20 protein-coding genes are annotated in these 20,306 nt (G+C 33.6%); 17 read left to right on the forward strand and 3 right to left on the reverse strand.

The window, feature by feature from the left end; translation table 11 throughout:
- Nucleotides 1–20: 20 nt before the first annotated feature.
- The 16 genes from V1468_RS05970 (at nt 21) to tsaB (ending at nt 15,623) form a co-directional block, all read left to right on the forward strand.
- A complete protein-coding gene (locus tag V1468_RS05970; protein WP_331809309.1) occupies nt 21–2,132 on the forward strand; it encodes an energy transducer TonB in 2,112 nt (703 codons plus the stop codon).
- A 94-nt stretch (nt 2,133–2,226) separates the two neighbouring features.
- A complete protein-coding gene (cyoE, locus tag V1468_RS05975) occupies nt 2,227–3,120 on the forward strand; it encodes a heme o synthase (protein WP_331809310.1) in 894 nt (297 codons plus the stop codon).
- Complete coding sequence (locus V1468_RS05980) at nt 3,121–3,720, forward strand: cytochrome c oxidase subunit 3 (protein WP_331809311.1); 600 nt, start codon at nt 3,121–3,123, stop codon at nt 3,718–3,720. It begins immediately after the preceding gene.
- A 36-nt stretch (nt 3,721–3,756) separates the two neighbouring features.
- Nucleotides 3,757–4,758, forward strand: a complete 1,002-nt coding sequence (locus tag V1468_RS05985; protein ID WP_331809312.1) for a cytochrome c oxidase subunit 3 — start codon at nt 3,757–3,759, stop codon at nt 4,756–4,758.
- A gap of 22 nt (nt 4,759–4,780) precedes the next feature.
- On the forward strand, nt 4,781–5,227 hold the full coding sequence (locus V1468_RS05990) for a cytochrome C oxidase subunit IV family protein (RefSeq protein ID WP_331809313.1): 447 nt from the start codon (nt 4,781–4,783) through the stop codon (nt 5,225–5,227).
- 68 nt (nt 5,228–5,295) lie between these two features.
- Nucleotides 5,296–6,006, forward strand: a complete 711-nt coding sequence (locus V1468_RS05995) for a hypothetical protein (RefSeq protein WP_331809314.1) — start codon at nt 5,296–5,298, stop codon at nt 6,004–6,006.
- The gene (locus tag V1468_RS06000) at nt 5,999–6,751 is read left to right on the forward strand and encodes an SCO family protein (RefSeq protein WP_331809315.1); all 753 of its coding nucleotides are present in this window, start codon (nt 5,999–6,001) and stop codon (nt 6,749–6,751) included. Before V1468_RS05995 ends, V1468_RS06000 begins: the two co-directional genes overlap by 8 nt.
- A 1-nt stretch (nt 6,752) precedes the next feature.
- On the forward strand, nt 6,753–7,298 hold the full coding sequence (locus tag V1468_RS06005; RefSeq protein ID WP_331809316.1) for a DUF420 domain-containing protein: 546 nt from the start codon (nt 6,753–6,755) through the stop codon (nt 7,296–7,298).
- Nucleotides 7,299–7,300: 2 nt separating this feature from the next.
- Nucleotides 7,301–7,522, forward strand: coding sequence for a hypothetical protein (locus tag V1468_RS06010; RefSeq protein WP_331809317.1), 222 nt, complete (start codon nt 7,301–7,303; stop codon nt 7,520–7,522).
- A 138-nt stretch (nt 7,523–7,660) separates the two neighbouring features.
- Nucleotides 7,661–8,362, forward strand: coding sequence for an ABC transporter ATP-binding protein (locus V1468_RS06015; RefSeq protein ID WP_331809318.1), 702 nt, complete (start codon nt 7,661–7,663; stop codon nt 8,360–8,362).
- The gene (locus tag V1468_RS06020; protein WP_331809319.1) at nt 8,355–9,599 is read left to right on the forward strand and encodes an ABC transporter permease; all 1,245 of its coding nucleotides are present in this window, start codon (nt 8,355–8,357) and stop codon (nt 9,597–9,599) included. The genes V1468_RS06015 and V1468_RS06020 overlap by 8 nt, the downstream gene beginning before the upstream one ends.
- 2 nt (nt 9,600–9,601) lie before the next feature.
- Nucleotides 9,602–10,861, forward strand: a complete 1,260-nt coding sequence (locus tag V1468_RS06025; RefSeq protein WP_331809320.1) for an ABC transporter permease — start codon at nt 9,602–9,604, stop codon at nt 10,859–10,861.
- 23 nt (nt 10,862–10,884) lie between these two features.
- Nucleotides 10,885–12,045: an efflux RND transporter periplasmic adaptor subunit gene (locus tag V1468_RS06030; protein WP_331809321.1), complete on the forward strand. Its 1,161-nt coding sequence runs from the start codon at nt 10,885–10,887 to the stop codon at nt 12,043–12,045.
- Nucleotides 12,046–12,176: 131 nt separating this feature from the next.
- A complete protein-coding gene (locus tag V1468_RS06035) occupies nt 12,177–13,619 on the forward strand; it encodes a TolC family protein (protein ID WP_331809322.1) in 1,443 nt (480 codons plus the stop codon).
- A gap of 2 nt (nt 13,620–13,621) precedes the next feature.
- Nucleotides 13,622–14,935, forward strand: a complete 1,314-nt coding sequence (locus V1468_RS06040; protein WP_331809323.1) for an efflux RND transporter periplasmic adaptor subunit — start codon at nt 13,622–13,624, stop codon at nt 14,933–14,935.
- A 16-nt stretch (nt 14,936–14,951) separates the two neighbouring features.
- A complete protein-coding gene (gene tsaB / locus V1468_RS06045) occupies nt 14,952–15,623 on the forward strand; it encodes a tRNA (adenosine(37)-N6)-threonylcarbamoyltransferase complex dimerization subunit type 1 TsaB (protein ID WP_331809324.1) in 672 nt (223 codons plus the stop codon).
- Here the strand turns inward: tsaB and V1468_RS06050 are convergent.
- The 3 genes from V1468_RS06050 to V1468_RS06060 form a co-directional block, all read right to left on the reverse strand.
- Entirely contained in the window at nt 15,620–16,432 is an 813-nt protein-coding gene (locus V1468_RS06050) for a mechanosensitive ion channel family protein (protein WP_331809325.1), read from the reverse strand. The genes tsaB and V1468_RS06050 overlap by 4 nt on opposite strands.
- A 70-nt stretch (nt 16,433–16,502) precedes the next feature.
- Nucleotides 16,503–16,703 carry a dodecin family protein gene (locus V1468_RS06055; protein ID WP_278004358.1) on the reverse strand — a complete coding sequence of 67 codons (201 nt, stop codon included), beginning with the start codon at nt 16,701–16,703 and terminating at the stop codon, nt 16,503–16,505.
- A gap of 74 nt (nt 16,704–16,777) precedes the next feature.
- A complete protein-coding gene (locus tag V1468_RS06060; protein ID WP_331809326.1) occupies nt 16,778–17,680 on the reverse strand; it encodes a NifU family protein in 903 nt (300 codons plus the stop codon).
- Between the two features lie 184 nt (nt 17,681–17,864).
- Here V1468_RS06060 and V1468_RS06065 point away from each other — a divergent pair.
- On the forward strand, nt 17,865–20,306 hold a 2,442-nt coding region (locus tag V1468_RS06065), incomplete at its 3' end, for a choice-of-anchor L domain-containing protein (protein WP_331809327.1).

Consider the following 20,306-nt stretch of genomic DNA (forward strand, 5'->3'; position numbering starts at 1 on the left):
CTAATAATTAGGTTTGTTTTATGAAACGTATTTGGCTTGTTGCTGTTTTATTGATTTCTTTTTTGGGTAAAGCTCAAACACTTTCAACCTACGAAAAACCACCTGTATTTAGTGAGTGTGATTCTCTTGCAGCAAATCAATTAAAATCTTGTTTCAATTTTACTCTTAAGAATTTTGTCTATAATAATTTTAAAGTACCTCAGATAGTTGCGGATGAAGATTATATAGGCAATGTACAGGTGTTGTTTGAAGTTAATAAAGAAGGAGAATTCAGTGTTGTATACGTAGATGCCATCTATGACGAATTAAAGGAAGAAACTAAACGTGTTTTTGATTCTTTGCCAAAAATAGAACCTGCAACATATAATGGTAAACCAACTTTTGTTCAGTATAGCTTAAATGTAAATATCCCTTTAGTTAAACCTGTTGGGAAAACAGATGAAAATGATGTGGCTAATACTAATGACCAGAAAACAAAAAAAGACTTAAACGGGACATTATCTAATGAGTTTGATAATGTAAATAAAAGCACAAAACCTTATGAAGGCTTAGAATATAGCAGTCAGTTAAATATTCCTTTCACACATTCTTATTATGCGCGTTTTGATGATGAGATGAATGCTATAGGTACTAATAGTCATACAGCCGCTAAACCATTTATTCAATCAGATGTAGCTAGATATTATGATATTAAAGCCGAAAAAGAAAGCTTAGCAAAGGAAACGGATAGCTGGTTGGGTAGAAAGGTGTATAATGAACACTTAGTACAGATTCAGGGGAAAGATTACTGGTTTACGGTAGATCCAATTGTAGATTTACAACTTGGAGGCGAAACAGAAGGCGATGATGGTACTTGGAATAATACGAGAGGAGTATACATACAGGCAGGATTGGGTAAGCGTTTTAATATTTCAACATCGGTTTACGAAAGTCAAGGAAGGTTTGCAGACTATTTTAATACTTATGCAGAAAGTCTGAGGGCTTTTGGTCCAGATCCGGCTATAATTCCTGGTCGTGGCATTGGTAAAGGGTTTAAAGAAAACTCTTATGATTATCCTGTTGCAGAAGCATATTTATCTTATACACCAGCAGATTTTTTAAATATTCAATTTGGACATGGTAAGAATTTTATTGGTGATGGTTACCGTTCGTTGTTTCAAAGTGATGTTGCAAGTCCTTATCCTTTCTTAAAATTAAACGCGAGTTTTTGGAAGATTAAATATACAAGTACATGGATGTGGCTAAAGGATGTGAGACCAGAAGTAGTTGTAGATGATGCTTTTTTAACTAAGTACATGGCAAATCATTATCTAAGTTGGAATGTGTCTAAAAGGCTTAATATAGGGTTATTTGAGTCTGTAATGTGGGCAGATACCAACGGTAGAGGTTTTGATGTTAATTATCTTAATCCGATAATATTCTTTAGAGCAATTGAGTTTCAAACAGGGCAAGGTGCAGGTAATGCTATTCTTGGGCTTAGTGGAAAATACAAATGGAATAATAAAGTAAATCTCTATGGACAATTTATTTTAGATGAATTTTCTTTAAGCGATGTAACAGGTGGAAACAAAAGCTGGAAAAATAAGTTTGGTTTTCAGTTAGGAGCTAAATATTTTAATGCATTTAATGTAGATAATTTATTACTTCAGGCCGAATACAATCAGGTGCGTCCTTATACTTATTCTCATAATACTCAAATTCTGAATTACGGACATTTTAATCAACCTATGGCACATCTTTGGGGTTCTAATTTTAGAGAGTTGGTGCTAATTGGTCGTTATAATTACAAACGTTGGTTTGCAGATACTAAGTTAATTATTGGTCAAAGAGGTTTTGATTTTAATACAGATGAAGATAGCTTTTCTTATGGAGGAGATATTTATAGAGATTACAATGATCGTGTTTCAGATACTGGTATAACTATTGGTCAAGGAAATAAAACCAATAGTTTTATGTGGGAACATCAAATGGGCTATTTGCTTAATCCTGAAACCAATTTAAAAGTGTTTGCGAATATTATCTACAGAGATTTTAATCCTGAAACAATAACGTCTACTACCGCAGATTCAAACACGCTTTGGTTTAGTTTAGGGATTAGAACAGACCTTTTTAATTGGTATAACGATTTTTAAAATAATAGTATTTATTAAAGTTTTCTATTGCGTTGGTGAAAACCTTTTTTCAAAGTATCTTTGCACTCGCTAAGAATAGGACAATTAAAAAGCATTGAGCACCACAAAAACCTCGTTATCAAAAACTTCTGTCATAACAGACTTTAAAGAAATCACCAAAATGGGATTATCCGTTAGTGTGGTGTTTTCTGCACTGGCTGGATACCTGTTGGGTGCTGAGACTATTAGTTATACTACACTTATTCTATTGGCTCTTGGTGGATATTTTATGGTAGGTGCATCAAATGCTTATAATCAGATTATTGAGCGAGATTTAGATGCTTTAATGGATAGGACAAAGAACAGACCAATACCAGCAGGTCGAATGTCTGTTAATACAGCATTTACAATTGCGACAGTGTTTACCATATTGGGTATTGTAACACTATATAATATTAATCCAAAAACAGCAATGTGGGGAGCAATATCCATTTTTTTATATACAAGTGTATATACACCACTAAAAACTAAGACACCTTTATCTGTATTTGTTGGAGCATTACCAGGAGCAATACCATTTATGTTAGGTTGGGTAGCTGCTAGAGGTGAATTTGGTATAGAGCCAGGAACCTTATTTGCAATTCAATTTTTTTGGCAGTTTCCTCATTTTTGGTCTATAGGCTGGTTTTTGTATGAAGATTACGAAAAAGGTGGCTTTTTTATGCTGCCGACAGGAAAGCGAGATAAAGGTACAGCTGTGCAAATCATCATGTATAGTGTATGGACGGTTTTGGTCTCTGTAATCCCTGTTTTAGGTTTTACCGGAGATTTAAAGTTGTCAATCGTTGGTGCTGTATTGGTATTTTTATTAGGAATGCTTATGTTGGTTTTTGCACTTAGGTTGTTTAAACAAAGAACAGTAAAGGCTGCAAAACAGTTAATGTTGTCAAGCGTTTTTTATATTACAATGTTGCAGATTATTTATGTTGCAGATAAATTTTTAAGATAGATGGATTTAACAGAAGGAACACTACAAGAAAAAAAAGGCAGATCAAAGAAAATGATGCTTTGGTTTGGTATTGGGTCTTTAATAATGACTTTTGCGGCGCTATTAAGTGCTTTTATTGTAAGTTCTAAACAGCGAAGAGATAAAGATTGGTTAAGTAATTACGATTTACCAAGTGCATTTTATATAAGTGTTGTTATTATTCTTTTAAGCAGCATAACCTTCATTTTAGCAAAAAAAGCTTTAAGGCAGAATAATCAGCAAATGTCTAAGGTGTGGCTGATAGCAACATTAGTGTTGGGAATAGGTTTTGTTCTTGCACAATTAGAGGGTTTTAAACAAATTATTGAAGCAGGATATAATTTTACAGGACCAACAAGTAATATCACTATATCTTATATATATATCATAGCAGTTGTGCACATATTGCACGTTATTGCTGGGTTAATTTGTATAGTTGTTGTTATTTATAATCATTTTAAACAAAAGTACAATGCCAACAATATGTTGGGTTTAGAACTTGCTGCTAATTTTTGGCATTTCGTTGACCTGCTTTGGCTTGTGCTGTTTTTGTTTTTATATTTTTTTAGAGACAGAATTTGATTATTTTTGTCCAATCTTAAAATTTAAATAATTTCTATGGATTCTACAGTAGCAAGTACTGGCACAGAAGGAAAAACTTGGGGAGGAGGAAATAAGCCTCTAAAAGCAAGTTATGGTAAGATGATGATGTGGTTTTTTATCGTTTCTGATGCATTAACATTTTCAGGTTTCTTAGCAGCTTATGGCTTTTCTAGATTTAAGTTTATAAAGGAATGGCCAATTGCCGATGAGGTATTTACACACGTACCTTTTTTACATGGACAAGAACTACCAATGATTTACGTTGCTTTTATGACGTTTATCCTTATTATGTCTTCTGTAACAATGGTGTTAGCTGTAGATGCAGGTCACCACATGAATAAAGCAAAGGTAACTTTGTACATGTTTTTAACCATCATTGGTGGTTTAATATTCGTTGGGTCTCAGGCTTGGGAATGGGCAACATTTATACAAGGAGATTATGGTGCTGTACAAACAAATGGTGGTAATATTCTGCAATTTGGAGAATATGTCACTGTAGATGGTAAGGAAAAATTTAAGAGAATTTCGATTGATGAATTTGCTATTGCAAGCGAAGGAGTAAGAGCGCAACACGAACGTAAAAATGGTTTGTGGTTTGTTGCAGAAGAATCATTGCCTCCATACACAGTTAGCGAAATATACAATGGTCTTGCTGCTAATAGTAATATTTTAGTAAGAACACAGTTGATAAATGAAGAAGGTGAAAAAACAGTTCTTTCGAGAGAAGAATCATTAAAGCAAATAAAAGAAAACGGAAAGCTTGTTGTAAAAGGGGCAAACCTCAAGGTTAATGAATATGGTACATCACTTTTTGCGGACTTTTTCTTCTTTATTACAGGATTCCATGGATTTCACGTGTTTTCAGGAGTAGTGTTGAATATTATAATATTTTTCAATGTAGTACTAGGCACATACGAGAGAAGAGGAAGTTATGAAATGGTTGAGAAAGTTGGTCTTTACTGGCACTTTGTCGATTTGGTTTGGGTATTCGTATTCACATTCTTCTACTTAGTTTAAAAAAGTAAATAGGTAATTAATTATGGCACACGAGCATAAATTAGAGATATTTAGAGGACTTTGGAAATTTAAGTCTAACACACAAAAAATTTGGGGTGTATTAGCATTCTTATCTTTTGTGACAGCTATAGAAGTTATACTGGGTATATATAAGCCAGAGATTCTAATGCACACTTGGATAGATCCTTTAGAAGGAGGATTCTTCGCTACAATTGGTAATATTATCTTATCGCCAATTGTATTTATGAAGCCTCTAAACTTAATATTTATTTTACTTACGATTGTAAAGGCATATTATATCACTTGGGATTTTATGCATATGAGGGATGAGGTAAAAGCACTTAGACGCATGGTGGTGTGGACTGCTGTTTTTCTAATATGCTATCTTGTGTTTATATTGTTGCAAGAGGGTGGTTATGTGTTTAGCGTATATAATGCAGATGACGCTTTAATTACAAGAGACTTTTAAACTCAAAATATTGAGTTAAATGATATTAAAAGGTGGTTTTTATAAACCACCTTTTTTATTTTTGCAATATGGAATTAAGTAACAGTAAACGTAACCTAGTATTAGGTATTTTATTCTTTTTACCAGTGGCATTTATACTTGTAATGCTACTCTCTAAGGATAATTACAATCCGTTAGACATTGTTAAGGAAGGTGTAGTAGAACTACCTGCAAATGAGGAGAATATTCAGTTAAAAGACCATATTACTGTACTTTCCTTCTTGGGGAAGAAACCAATGGAAAATTCTACAGCGGCTTTTAACCTTAAAGAATTGGTGTACGACAGAAGTAAGGGTTTTAAAACGTTTCAAGTTGTAATGTTACTAACTCACGAAGCTAAGTCTGAAGCAGAAACGCTACTTAAGGAGATTAAATCTTATGAAGATTTACGCTTTTGGCACTTGGTTTATGTTAATGAGTCAGATATAAAAAGAATATTTAACAGTTTAGAAACAGAAAATGATTTAGATAGTAATCTTTCAACGAGTATGGTTTTTATTGTTGACAGAGATTTAAACCAAAGAGGAAGAATAGACGACAGAACTGAAAATGAGATTGAAGATAACAAGCCAATTTATAGTTTATACAGTTATGACTGCGTAGAAGTAGCAGAGCTTAAAAATAAAATGGCAGCAGAAGATATGCGTGTACTTTTTAAAGAATATAGAGACAAGCGTAAGGGCGATTTTGATGATTCTAACCAAAGAAGAAGTAAAGATTTAAAACAAAAAAATGAGTAAAAAAGCAAACTATTCATATGTAGGGATTGCATTTATCATTTTAGTTTTTGGAATCATTGTTGTTCCAAAAATTATAAATAGAATAAGCAGTAACGATATTACAAGAGATGAAAGTAGAAGTAAAGAGGTTTCTTCAAAAAGTAAAGCTGTTAAGAGTGATTTAGCTTATATTTATAATGCAGATGGAAGTAAGAAGAAGGTCCCTGCGTTTAGTTTTACAAATCAAAATGGTGAGACGATTTCCAATACAGATTATTTAGGGAAAGTCTACGTAGTAGAGTTCTTCTTTACAACATGTCCTACGATATGTCCTAGGATGAATAGAAATTTAGTAGAAATTCAAAACGAGTTTAAGGATTTTAAAGACTTTGGCGTGGCTTCATTTACAATCACACCAGATATCGACACACCAGAAGTTTTAAGAGCCTATGCAGATAAGTACGGGATTGTCAACCCTAATTGGAATTTACTGACAGGCGATGAAGAATCAATATATAAACTAGCTAACGATGGATTTTATCTATATACAGCAAAAAATGATGAAATTATCGATGGATTTGAGCATTCAGGAAATTTTGCTTTAATCGATAAGGAAGGTTATATACGTTCTCGTTTAAAATCACCAGATAATCCATTAATATATTATAACGGAATAATTTCTGAAGAAGAAGGAGTTGATGATGAAGGAATTCCGCAAGAAATAACAATTTTAAAAGAAGATATTGCTAAACTATTGAAAGAATAATATGAGTACTGTTGATTTAGAAAAAGAAAAAAAATATAACAAGTGGATTGTAGCGTTATCTGTAATAATTCCTGTTGCAGTGGCAGCACTTTTTGGAGTTAACTTACGCGAGCTTGGTTTTGACGTTGAGCCTTTAACTATACTGCCTCCAATTTACGCAGGTATCAATGGGTTAACTGCAGTTGTTTTGGTAGTTGCGGTAATTGCTATTAAAAATAAGAACAGAATGCTGCACGAAAATTTAATGAAGTTTGCAATTGTACTATCTGTAATGTTTTTAGTAATGTACGTAGCTTATCATATGACGAGCGATTCAACAAAATATGGAGGAGAAGGAGTAATAAAGTACATCTATTATTTTATTTTAATTACTCATATCATGCTTTCAATTGTTATTATTCCGTTTGTTCTAATTACTTATGTAAGAGCTATAACTAATAATATAGAACGTCATAAGAAAATAGCAAAAATTACATTTCCGCTTTGGCTATATGTTGCTGTTACAGGTGTTATAGTGTACTTTATGATTTCACCATATTACATCTAAAAATGAAACAAAAAGTAGCCTTTTTCATAATAGCACTATTTCTTTTTTTTAAGACAAATGCACAATGTGCAATGTGTAGGGCAGTATTAGAAAGTGGTGATGACCAATCTGCAGCAGAAGGGATTAATGATGGTATTATGTTCTTAATGATTGTTCCTTACATTTTAGTAGCAGTGATTGGTTATATTGTTTACAAGTCTTACAGTAAATCAAAAAAAATCTAAAACTAACTGATTTTTAATTGTAACAAATCCACGTTTTAAGAGTCTTATTTAGAGTTAATCAAGGAATCTATTAACACTTCCTTGGGATAAAAAAGGTTAATATTTTTTTAAAATTGTAACCTCTAACGCTAACTTACTATGATTAAGATTAAGGATTTGCATAAATCTTATCACATGGGTAGTAACTCACTACATGTGCTTAAGGGTATTAATTTCGAAGTGGAAGAAGGTGAGCTTGTGTCTATAATGGGTTCTTCAGGCTCGGGTAAATCTACATTACTTAATATTCTTGGTATGTTAGATGAAGCAGACGAAGGACAGTATATATTAGACAACGTTCCAATAAAAAACCTTAATGAAAAGATAGCAGCCAAATACAGAAATGAATTCTTGGGCTTTATTTTTCAATCCTTCAACCTTATAAATTATAAAAGTGCGTTAGATAACGTTTCAATGCCATTATACTACAAAGGCATAAAAAGAAAAGAACGTACTGAAAGAGCCATGCATTATCTTGAAAAAGTAGGGCTCGCAAACTGGTCACATCACTTGCCAAGTGAATTGTCTGGTGGTCAGAAGCAACGTGTGGCAATTGCCAGAGCTTTAGCCAGCGATCCAAAGGTATTGTTAGCAGATGAGCCAACAGGAGCTTTAGATACCAAAACCTCGTATGAAGTAATGGAGCTTATTCAAGGAATAAATGACGAAGGTAAAACTATTTTGGTAGTAACTCATGAGGACGATATTGCACATATGACTAAGCGTATAGTAAACCTTAAAGACGGTGTTATTATAGATGATAGTAAAGTAGAACAAGTAAGAGCATCTGCACATGTTTGATTTAGAACGTTGGCAAGAAATATTTGAAACGTTGCGTAAAAACAAATTACGTACCTTCTTAACTGGGCTTTCAGTAGCTTCAGGTATCTTTATTTTGGTGATTCTTCTTGGTTTTAGTAAGGGTATTGAAAATGGAGTTAAGTCAGAGTTCGAACAAGATGCCACAAATAAAATTTCAGTCTGGACAGGTGTAACAACCAAAGGTTACAAGGGCTTAAATCCAGGGAGATATGTGCAGATGAAAAATTCAACCTTCAGTAGCATAGAACAGCAATACGATGAATATTTAGAATACCGTTCTAAGGATTTTATGATTTGGGGAGGAACAGTATCTTATAATAATGAAACAGGAAATTACCGTATTAGAGGTACTTTGCCAGATAACCAGTTTATTGAAAATGCAGACATAGGTTCTGGCCGCTTCATTAATGAATCTGATTTAGACGAAAGCAAAAAGGTTGCTGTTATAGGAAATAAGATGAAGATAGATCTCTTCAAAGGCGAAGACCCTATAAACAAGAACATTCAAATCTTTGGAATGAACTTCAAGGTTGTTGGTGTTTTTTATGATCCAGGTGGAGATCGCGAAGAAAGCCAAGTTTACATTCCGGTAAGTACAGCTCAAAAGGTGTTTAATGCAGGTGAGAATATTAGAAATATGTCCTTCACTGTAAAAATGGCTGATAACTTTGATGAAGCTGTTGCTATGTCTAATGCCATTGCACAAGGAATGGAGCAAAAGATTAAGCAAATTCACACTGTTGCACCAGATGATTTGAGTGCAGTTAGAGTAAATAATACCTTAGAGCAAGCTGAAAAAATATATTCTCTAGTAGCTACAATTCAAGCTGTATTTTGGTTTGTGGGTATAGGTACCATTATTGCAGGAATTGTAGGGGTTGGTAACATAATGCTAATCATCGTTAAAGAACGTACTAAAGAAATAGGTATAAGAAAAGCCTTGGGTGCTCTGCCGATTTCTATAGTCGGAATGATTCTTCAAGAGGCAGTTTTTGTAACGATGTTTGCAGGTTTATTCGGATTAATATTTGGTCTCGGTCTATTAGAGCTCGTCGGTCCGCAGATAGAGAGTGACTTTATAAAATATCCTCAAGTAAATTTCAATATAGCATTAACAACGGTTTTTTTACTTGTATTTGCAGGTGCATTGGCAGGATTTATCCCAGCTTACAGAGCTGCTAAGATTAAACCAATTGTAGCTTTAAGAGACGAATAATTATGTTTAGTAGAGATCGTTGGAACGAAATATTAGAAGCTTTAAATGCTAATAAGTTTAGAACACTACTGACAGCGTTCGGTGTGTTTTGGGGAATTGCCATTCTTGTTTTACTATTGGCCTTAACAAATGGTTTAAAGAATGGAGTAACTGCAGACTTTGGGAATTTTGCGACCAATTCTATGTTCATGTGGACACAAGGAACTTCCAAGCCTTATAAAGGGTTGCCAAAAGGACGTTATTTTAATTACAAAATAGATGATGTAGCTGCTATAAAATCCCAAATTCCAAATATTAAATATGTATCACCTAGAAATCAATTAGGTGGTTTTAGAGGAGCTAATAATGTTATCAGAGGTACAAAAACAGGTGCTTTTGAAATTTATGGTGACTATCCAGAGTATATAAAACAACAACCTATGGATATTCTTCAAGGTCGTTTTATAAGCTATTCCGATATTCAAACAAAACGAAAAATTTGTGTTATAGGTACAGGAGTTGTCAAAGGACTTTATGATAAAGATGAAGATATTCTTGGTACTTACATCAAAATAAATGGTGTTAACTTCATGGTAGTTGGTACCTTTAAAATGAGCAATAGCCAAGGTGATGACGAACAAGATGCCAGTACAATTTATATTCCGTTTACAACTTTTGGTCAGGCTTTTAATAGAGGAGATAATGTCGGTTGGATGGCTATAACTGCTGAAGATGATGTTACAATAACATCAATTAAGCAACAGGTCTTTGACCTTATGAAGTTCAGACATAAAGTAGATCCAACAGACGAAAGAGCTATAGGTCATTTTGATTTATCAGAACAATTTGAGCGTATAAATGGCTTGTTCACAATTCTATCTATTGTAGGCTATTTTGTTGGTGCTTTAGTATTGATGTCTGGTATTATCGGTATAAGTAACATTATGCTTATAGTAGTAAAAGAACGTACAAAAGAAATAGGAGTTAGAAGAGCACTTGGTGCAAGTCCTTGGACTATAAAATCTCAAATTTTACAAGAAAGTTTAATCCTTACCATCTTATCAGGAATGGTTGGAATTTCTTTTGCTGCATTGGTCATTTGGGTAATGAACACTATTTTAGATAATGCAGGGGAAGTAGATAATTTTGCAAATCCAAGTGTAAGTATGCAAGTGGTATTTACAGCTTTAATAATATTAGTGGTCTCGGGAGTTTTAGCAGGTCTTATTCCAGCCAATAGCGCAACAAAAATGAAACCCGTAGACGCTTTAAGAATCGAATAAATATTTTATATCAATCATAAATCATGAAAAGAACAAAAACAATAATCATACTCATTTCCATAGTTGTAGTATTTGGAGTGGCTTTATATTATTTGTGGCAAAAAAACCAGGAAGATCCTATAACCTATACTTCTGAGGCGCCAACTGAAGAAACCATTATGGTGAAAACAGTGGCGACAGGTAGTATTGTCCCAAAAGAAGAAATTTTGATAAAGCCGAATATCTCAGGCGTTATTGAAGAAATTTTTATTGAAGCGGGTGAATACGTAAAACAAGGCGATTTAATTGCGCAAATAAGAGTGATACCAAATGTATCTAACCTAACTAGCGCAAAAAATAGTATCGCTTCTAATCAAACGGCATTGCAAACTGCTGAAATTAACTTTAAAACTCAAAAAGCTATTTATGATCGCCAAAAAGCACTGTTTGATAAAGGTGTAATTTCTGCAAATGATTTCGATCAAGTAAATAATACATACTTGCAAGCAAAGCAACAAGTAGAACAAGCTAGGATAAATGTAACCCAGTCACGTCAAAATTATGATATTATAAAAACAGGAACCACTTCAGGTTTGGGCAGTATAGCACAAACGCAAGTAAGAGCAACTGTGTCAGGCATGGTTTTAGATGTTCCTGTAGAGGTAGGAAACCAAGTTATTGAAGCTAATAACTTTAATGAAGGTACATCAATTGCATCACTTGCAGACGTTACTAAAATGATTTTTGAAGGTAAAGTTGATGAAAGTGAAGTAGGAAAAATTAAAGAAGGTTTACCTCTAGAAATTACCGTAGGTGCTATAGAAGACCAGAAATTTGATGCTACATTAGACTATATAGCACCAAAAGGAGTTGCCGAAAACGGAGCTATTCAATTTGAAATTAAGGGCTCGCTTAAGAAAATGGATTCAACTTTTATTAGAGCTGGTTTAAGTGCTAATGCTTCTATCATTTTAGACAAAGCCGAAAATGTATTAGCTATTAAGGAAGCTTTAGTACAATATGATGATAAAACAAAAAAGCCTTTTGTAGAAGTAGAGGTTGGTGATCAAAAGTTTGAGAGAAAGGATATTGAGTTAGGTATAAGTGATGGTATTTTCGTTGAGGTTAAAAGCGGAATAACTAAAGACGATAAAATAAAAGTTTGGAACCAAGTGCAAGGAGTTCCAAAGTACGCGCAACAATAATTTTAACATTTAGTGTAACACTTTATAATTTACATAGACATATAGGCATTGTGAAATGCGTCAAGATAAATTTCAATATATTTAGTAATGACAAATTCCATCTGTCTATTAAAAAATCAACAAACATACAGATGAAAAAATCAATCATAGTATTACTTCTCTTCTTTGTAGCTTTTGGTCAGGCGCAAGATAAAAAGTGGACGCTTAAAGAATGTGTTCAGTATGCCTTAGAAAATAATATTTCTATTAAACAAAGTGAATTAGATGTAGAGCTGTCTGAAGTCGAAAGGCTTACAGCTAAAGGTAATTTTATTCCAAGTTTAAATGCAGGCGTAGGTGTTTCGGAAAATACAGGTTTGAGTTTTAACCCAATTACTAATAATGCTCAAACTACAACATTTTTATCAGCCTCAGGAAATATTAATGTAGGGTATACTCTATTTGATGGATTAAGAAATTTTAGACAACTTCAACGTGCAGATATATCTAGACTTGCTAGTCAGTATAGATTAGACAAGATGAAAGATGATATTTCTCTTTTTGTGGCCAACGGATATTTAACGGTTATCTTAAATAAAGCTAACTTAGAAGTTCTAAAATCTCAAAATGAAGTTACTAAAGAACAAATTAAAAGAACACAAGAGTTAGTAGATGCAGGATCACTTCCTAGAGGTGATTTATTAGAGATTAAGGCAACAGATGCAAGTGAACAACAGCAAATTATCAATGCAGAAAATAATGTACAGATATCATTAATAAGTCTTGCTCAATTGCTCTTAATCAAAGATTATGAGACTTTTGATATTGAAGATGAAGGGTATAACATTGTTGATGGTGGTGTTGCAGGTAAAGATGTTTCAGAAATAATAGCAGCTGCCAAGGAAAACAGGTCTGAAATTAAAATTGCAGAACAAAACGTTGAATTAGCAGAAATAGATTTGAAAATAGCAAAAGGGGTTAACTGGCCAACGTTGTCAGCTTTTTTTGGCTATAACACAAGATATGCTAATACAACATCTTTTATTCAACAAGTAGACCCAAATAATCCTACGGTAACACAGCAAATTGGTACGGTTGAAGCCACTGGGCAAACAGTTGTGGGAACATTTCCAAATACATTTCCTGTAGAAGTAGCTGCAGACCCATTAGTTGATCAGTTATATCAAAATGATGGGATTGGTTATGGATTGCAATTAAATATTCCCATTTTAAATGGTTTTAATACAAAAGGAAATATTCAAAGAAGTAGAGTTAGTTTGGAACGCTCAAAATTTCAATTAGAACAAGCTGAGTTAGATTTAGAGTCTACTGTTTACCAAGCGTACGTTGATGCAAAAGGAGCTTTAAAATCTTATGAAGCAGCTCAGTTAGCTTTAGAATCTCAAGAATTAGCTTACAATTATGCGAAAGAAAGATATGATGTAGGTTTAACTAATGCTTTTGATTTTAGCCAATCTAAATTACGATATGATAATTCAAGAATAGATTTAAATAGAGCTAAGTACGATTATATTTTCAAATTAAAAGTTCTTGAATTATATTTTGGTATTCCAGCAATAGAGTTAAAATTTTAATTATGAGTAAAACTGTAAAAATTATAATTGGTGTTGTTGTCGCATTACTAATCATATTGGTGACAGGAAAATCAATGGGATGGTTTGGTGAAGAGGGTGACTCAAAAGAGGTTATAGTAAAAGAAGTTACTCTAAAAGATATTGTTGAGACCGTTTCAGCGACAGGAAAAATTCAGCCAGAAGTAGAGGTGAAAATTTCATCTGAAGTGTCTGGAGAAATATTAGAATTACCATTTAAGGAAGGTCAAGAGGTTAAAAAAGGAGATTTATTAGTAAGAGTAAATCCAGATTTAATTCAATCTGCTGTTAATAGAAGTCAAGCTACATATCAAAATGTAAGGGCCAATTTAGAACAGGCTGAAGCAACTTTAAAGCAAGCCAAAGCAGATTATGACAGAAATAAATTGTTGTTTGATAAAGGTGTAATTTCAAAAGCAGATTGGGATAGAGCTATCGCAAACTACGAAACTGCAGTTGCCGGAAAAAGCTCAGCATATTACAGTGTGCAGAGTGCAGCAGCAACTGTTAATGAGGCCAAAGACAACCTAAACAGAACTACAATCTACGCACCAATGAGTGGTACAATCTCTATGCTAAATGTAGAAGAGGGCGAACGTGTTGTTGGAACACAACAAATGGCAGGTACTGAGATTTTGCGTGTAGCCAACCTTAATAACATGGAAGTTGAAGTAGATGTTAACGAAAATGACATTGTTAAGGTTAGCATAGGAGATTCTACAATTGTTGAGGTAGATGCTTATTTGAAGAAAGAATTTAAAGGAGTGGTAACGGAAATAGCTAATTCTGCGGCTGGTAATTTAACGGCAGATCAGGTTACTAATTTTAAAGTAAAAGTTAGAATACTTGAAGAATCTTATAAGGATTTAACAGAGGGTAAGCCCGAAACGTATTCTCCATTTAGACCAGGTATGACAGCTACTGTAGATATTATTACCAAAACGAGAAAAGATGTTGTTGCCGTACCAATTAGTGCTATTGTTATTAAGACCGATACATCTTCTACCAAAAAACCATACGGAGTAAAAGAGAATTTCACAGACGATGATACACAGAAAGAAGAAGAAAAGTTTGAATGTGTATTTATTGATGATAATGGTAAAGCCAAACTGAAAGTTGTAAAAACAGGTATCCAAGATGATTCTAATATTGAAATTACGTCAGGATTATCAAAAGACGATAAGATAATAACAGGGCCTTACAATATGGTCTCTAAATCTCTTAATCCAGGTGATTCTATAGAGTATAAAAATAAAAAAGAAGCTTCCTCAAAAGAGAAAGAAAATAAAGCGGAATAAACTTAAATAATACTTAATGGCTATTGTACTTAATATAGAAACAGCCACAACAAATTGTTCAGTCTCTCTGTCTAAAGATGGAGAGACTTTAGTTTTAAAAGAAGATAACAGCGATGGCTATTCCCATGCTGAAACCTTACATGTGTATATTAATAATGTTTTTGAAGAAGCTAAGATTTTAGCTAAAGATATAGATGCTGTTGCAGTTAGTAAAGGTCCTGGTTCATATACAGGTTTGCGTATAGGAGTGTCATCGGCAAAGGGTTTGTGCTATGCTTTAGATAAACCGCTGATTTCCGTTTCTACGTTAGAGAGTCTAGCTCATCAGGTAAAAATTAACGAAGGCATAATTATTTCGATGTTAGATGCTCGTCGTATGGAAGTGTATTCAGCTGTATTTAATCATAAACACGAACAAGTTAGAGATATTAAAGCAGAAATATTAACTGAAGATAGTTATGCAGACTTGCTAAAAGAAAACAAAGTTTATTTTGTAGGGAACGGTGTTGCTAAAACGAAGCAGCTAATCAATCATCCGAATGCTTTTTTTATTGAGGGTAAATTACCATCTGCAAACGAAATGAGTTTGCTGTCTGAGTTGAAGTATAAAAAAAGCGACATCGAAGATGTCGCCTATTTTGAACCCTATTATTTAAAGGATTTTGTTGTTATAAAAAAGAAAGCTTAGCCTTGTTTTTGTATTTCTACAGAGTGTGGGTATGGTATTTCTATGCCTGCCGCATCTAACGCTTCTTTTGTGTTTTCTGTAACTTCAAAATAAACATCCCAATAATGCTCAGCTTTACACCATGGTCTCACAGCAAAATTAACAGAACTATCTGCCAACTCTAATACGGTAACTGCTGGTGCAGGTTCTTGTAATACTTTTGGGTTAGATGTCAATACATTCATTAAAACTTCTTTGGTTTGCTTTATGTCAGCATCATAGCTTACACCAAAAACTAAATCTACACGTCTTGTTCCTTCTGTTGTAAAGTTTATAATATTACCATTAGAAAGTGCTCCGTTAGGGATAATAATTTCTCTATTAGAAAGACCTGTTAATTTGGTTGTGAAGATTTCAATTTCCTTTACAACTCCAATTTGACCTTGGGCTTCAATGAGGTCTCCAATCTTAAACGGCTTAAAAGTCATTATTAATACACCTCCTGCAAAATTCCCAAGAGATCCCTGTAGTGCCATACCTATAGCCAAACCAGCAGCAGCAAGAATTGCGGCAAAAGACGTGGTTTCAACACCCATTGTACCAAGTACAACAAGGATTAATACAATTTTAAAAATCCAGTTGAGAAGGTTTAGCAAAAACTTTTTTAAACTATCATCATAATTAGCTTTGGTCATAGCTTTTTTAATGCCTTTCATTAGCATTTTTATAATCCAGGTTCCAATAATCCATATTAGAATTGCTGCCAAAACTTTAGGTGCAAACTCAACAATTAAGTCATAACCTTTATCTATCCATTTTTGTGTCTCCATGTTGCTTATTAAATTTATTGAATAAAAAACTCGGTAGTGAACCGAGTAAATTTAAAATATTGTTATATAATTATTTAACTTCGAATGTCAACTTTAAGTTAACTCTAAATTCTGTGACATCTCCATCTTTAACAATAGCACTTTGGTCTTGCACATAGACAGAGCGGATGTTTTTTACAGTTTTTGAAGCTTCTTTTACTGCTTTTTTAGTTGCATCTTCCCAACTTTTGTCTGAATTTGATAATACTTCGATTACTTTTAATACTGCCATAATATATTGTCTTTATTTGGTTATACTTTTTAGAAACCATTTAATTTAAAAAGTCACTTAAAGTTATGAATTTTTTAACCATTAATTGCATTCACAGAGATAGAAGCGTCATTCAACATTTCTCTAAGCATGCTTTCAATACCGTTTTTTAAAGTAAAAGTAGATGAAGGGCAGCCACTACATGCACCTTGTAATAAAACTTCAACTTTTTTTGTTTCTTCATCGTAAGATTTAAATTCTATATTACCACCATCACTTGCTACGGCAGGCTTAACGTATTCTTCTAGAATATTTACAATGTTTTTTGAAGTGTCATCTAAAGATTCAAATTTTTGCTCAATAGCTTCATCTGTTTTATTGAGTTTTTTTGGAGCATCATCGTTAAGAATGGTTTTACCTTCTTCAACATAAGATTTTAAGAACTCTCTTAGTTGTAGTGTTATTTCCTCCCATTCAATGATATCAAACTTAGTTATAGAAACAAAGTTTTTTTCCATAAATACATTTTTTACAAATGGAAATTGAAATAGGGCAGTTGCTAACGGAGAAGGCTTTGCTTCTTCAATAGAGGTAAATTCGTAAACATTAGGTACTAAAACTTTATTGCAAACAAATTTTAAAACACTAGGATTAGGTGTGCTCTCTGCATAAACTGTAACTGCAGCTTTAGGTTTTACAGCATCTTCAGTAACAATGATGCCATCACTAGATAAGTAGTCTTCTAATTGTGCAGCAACTTCATCTTGTACATCTGCCCAAGAGACTATGTTATAGCGTTCAATGGCAACAAAGTTAGAGGCAATGTATACTTTTTTTACAAAAGGTAAATAAAATAATTGTTGTGCTAAGGGAGAGTCTTTAGCCTCATCAATGTTATTAAATTCAAAACTATTATGGTTGGTTAAAAATCTATCAGCTTCAAATTTTAAAATGGTCTCATTAGAGGTAGGAACTATTGTTATTTTTGTTTTAGGCATCTTTTTTTATGCAAAAATATGAAATATCAGCAGGAAACGTTAATCCCGTATATAATGTTTTGTAACTAATTTCTTAAGTCAATTCATTTTATTTGATTAAATTTCGTCCTCATTTATAAAAACAAGGAGTAAAATGTTAATTCTATTACATTTTAATGTGTTTTTAAATGAATCCTGGCTAACTATGAAAAAGATATTATTTTTAACAGCATTGATAATTTCAGCTCTTGGATACTCTCAAGACTTATCAATGCAAGATGGAACATTTACACGTTGCGAACCAGATAAGTTTTTTGATTCAGGCGGCGAGTTTGGTAATTATGCAAATGATGAAAGTTTTACAACTACAATTTGTCCTCCAAATGCAGATGAATTTATTATACTAGATTTTGTTGAGTTTAATACGCAACTAAACACGGATATTTTAACCATTTATGATGGAGATGATACTACTGCTGCTATTATTGGTACATATTCTGGAGTGGCTTCTCCAGGCACTATAATAGCTTCAGATACAAATACTTCGGGATGTTTAACCATCACGTTTACATCTAATGATTCGCTAAATACAACAGGTTGGGAAGCAAATATAACTTGTGCAGTTTCTTGTCAAACAATTACTCCAGAAGTTGTAAGTACCACACCTGCAGAAATCTCACCTAACGTTGTAGAGGTTTTACCTAACGAACAAGTTGATTTTGTTGGTGGAGCTTCATTTTCTGTAGATGGTACAAATGCAACATATTCATGGAATTTTGGCGATGGTAGTGTTGCTACAGGAACAAATGTCTCAAATACTTACACCACGCCAGGTACGTATTTAGTAACCTTAACCGTACAAGATGATAACCCTATTGGTTGTGAGGAAAGTATAACAATTTTTGTTAACGTTTTAGAACCAATTGTTACCATAAATAATTCAGCATATCCAGAATCTTCGTTTAACTTAGAACAGCTGATAGAAAATGTATTGGTTTCAGGAGGATGTTCAGGTGTTGATAATTTTGAAGTACAAGTTAGTGGTGCAGCAAACGCTCTTCAAACCAAAAGTTATGGATATTTTACAAGAGGTGGAGCATCTAATTTTCCTTTCGAAGAAGGAATTGTACTCTCTACAGGTAGAGCATATGAAGGTGGTAATCAAGATGATGGTCCAGGAACAACAGCATCAACAAATCTAGGTTTAGGCGGTGATGCAGAATTAGAAGCTTTATTCTTGCCTGCAGATCCAAGTTTTAACTCTAATGATGCAACCTATGTTAAATTTAATTTTGTTCCTACATCAAATACTATAAGTTTCCGTTACATCATGTTCTCTGAAGAATATGATGGTAATACCGAATGTAGTTTTGCTGATGCCTTCGCTTTTCTATTGCGTGAAGTAGGAACAACGGCGTATACAAATTTAGCCGTTTTGCCTGATGGTACACCTGTAAGTGTAACTAATATTAATAATTCTGGTACTTGTACAGATAATCCTGCTTTTTTCGAAGGATATGAGTTGGGTGACACTAACTATGGTGGAAGAACAATTCCTCTAACTGCGACAGCTACTGTTATTCCAAATACAACATATGAAATTAAACTCGTTGTTGCCGATGAAGGTGACTCTATTTGGGATTCAGCTATATTTTTAGAGGCAGGCAGTTTTAATTTAGGAGGCGATTTAGGAGAAGATATAACAATAGATGCTGGAACTGCAGAATGTGGCGGTACTACAATAACCCTAGATACCCAAGCTCCAACAGCAACACATACTTGGTATTACTCTCCTGATTCTGAAGACTTTGATGACGCAACACTTATTAATGGTGAGACAGGTTCTACAATTGATATTACAGATGAAGGCTATTATTTTGTTGATGTAGTGTTTGCGCCAGGATGTGAAAGTTCATCAGATATTTTTGTACAGTTTAAACCAAGCCCTATTGCTAATGTACCACCAAACTTATCTGTTTGTGATGCTGATGGTACAGCTGAATTTGATCTGTCTGAAAATGATGATGATGTATTAGGAGATCAAAACCCAGATGATTTTATAATTTCCTATCATCTTACAGAACAAGATGCTATTGATAATGTTGGAGCTCTACCAACAAATTATACCAATACTTCTAACCCTCAAACTATATGGGTTCGTATATCAGATGCCTCACAAGAATGTTTTGCTACAACTTCTTTTCAGCTTTTGTTTACAAATCTAACAGTAGGAAATATGATAACTCCAATACAGGTGTGTGATGGTGATGTGGTTGATGGAATAGGAACTTTTACCTTAACAGATAGAGATGCAGAAGTTATAGGAACAAATAATCCTGACAATGTAAGTGTAACTTATCACTTAACCGAGACAGATGCTGAAGACGATATAGATCCATTAGCATCTCCTTACAATAATGTAACTCCAAATAACCAAACAGTTTATGCGCGTTTAGAGGACAATAATAATGCTGAATGTTACGCAGTAACACCTCTCGCTTTAGAAGTCTTGGGCAATCCAGTAGCCAATATGCCAATAGCTTTAGAGGAGTGTGATGATGATTTAGATGGTTTTGTAGAGTTTACGTTGAGTGATCGCGATGCCGAGGTGATAGGAGCACAGACGGGAGTAGTTGTGACGTATCAT

Origin of the sequence: Winogradskyella poriferorum, assembly GCF_036553625.1 — a bacterium.
Taxonomy (GTDB): domain Bacteria; phylum Bacteroidota; class Bacteroidia; order Flavobacteriales; family Flavobacteriaceae; genus Winogradskyella; species Winogradskyella poriferorum.

What these genes read in the sequence shown, in the direction of transcription:
- tsaB (WP_331809324.1), top strand. Translation starts at nt 14,952, where the DNA reads ATGGCTATTGTACTTAATATAGAAACAGCCACAACAAATTGTTCAGTC.
- V1468_RS05985 (WP_331809312.1), top strand. Translation starts at nt 3,757, where the DNA reads ATGGATTCTACAGTAGCAAGTACTGGCACAGAAGGAAAAACTTGGGGA.
- V1468_RS05990 (WP_331809313.1), top strand. Translation starts at nt 4,781, where the DNA reads ATGGCACACGAGCATAAATTAGAGATATTTAGAGGACTTTGGAAATTT.
- V1468_RS05980 (WP_331809311.1), top strand. Translation starts at nt 3,121, where the DNA reads ATGGATTTAACAGAAGGAACACTACAAGAAAAAAAAGGCAGATCAAAG.
- V1468_RS06000 (WP_331809315.1), top strand. Translation starts at nt 5,999, where the DNA reads ATGAGTAAAAAAGCAAACTATTCATATGTAGGGATTGCATTTATCATT.
- V1468_RS06025 (WP_331809320.1), top strand. Translation starts at nt 9,602, where the DNA reads ATGTTTAGTAGAGATCGTTGGAACGAAATATTAGAAGCTTTAAATGCT.
- V1468_RS06040 (WP_331809323.1), top strand. Translation starts at nt 13,622, where the DNA reads ATGAGTAAAACTGTAAAAATTATAATTGGTGTTGTTGTCGCATTACTA.
- V1468_RS06010 (WP_331809317.1), top strand. Translation starts at nt 7,301, where the DNA reads ATGAAACAAAAAGTAGCCTTTTTCATAATAGCACTATTTCTTTTTTTT.
- V1468_RS06005 (WP_331809316.1), top strand. Translation starts at nt 6,753, where the DNA reads ATGAGTACTGTTGATTTAGAAAAAGAAAAAAAATATAACAAGTGGATT.
- V1468_RS06050 (WP_331809325.1), bottom strand. Translation starts at nt 16,432, where the DNA reads ATGGAGACACAAAAATGGATAGATAAAGGTTATGACTTAATTGTTGAG.
- V1468_RS05970 (WP_331809309.1), top strand. Translation starts at nt 21, where the DNA reads ATGAAACGTATTTGGCTTGTTGCTGTTTTATTGATTTCTTTTTTGGGT.
- V1468_RS06035 (WP_331809322.1), top strand. Translation starts at nt 12,177, where the DNA reads ATGAAAAAATCAATCATAGTATTACTTCTCTTCTTTGTAGCTTTTGGT.
- V1468_RS06020 (WP_331809319.1), top strand. Translation starts at nt 8,355, where the DNA reads ATGTTTGATTTAGAACGTTGGCAAGAAATATTTGAAACGTTGCGTAAA.
- V1468_RS06015 (WP_331809318.1), top strand. Translation starts at nt 7,661, where the DNA reads ATGATTAAGATTAAGGATTTGCATAAATCTTATCACATGGGTAGTAAC.
- V1468_RS06030 (WP_331809321.1), top strand. Translation starts at nt 10,885, where the DNA reads ATGAAAAGAACAAAAACAATAATCATACTCATTTCCATAGTTGTAGTA.
- V1468_RS06055 (WP_278004358.1), bottom strand. Translation starts at nt 16,703, where the DNA reads ATGGCAGTATTAAAAGTAATCGAAGTATTATCAAATTCAGACAAAAGT.
- V1468_RS06060 (WP_331809326.1), bottom strand. Translation starts at nt 17,680, where the DNA reads ATGCCTAAAACAAAAATAACAATAGTTCCTACCTCTAATGAGACCATT.
- V1468_RS05995 (WP_331809314.1), top strand. Translation starts at nt 5,296, where the DNA reads ATGGAATTAAGTAACAGTAAACGTAACCTAGTATTAGGTATTTTATTC.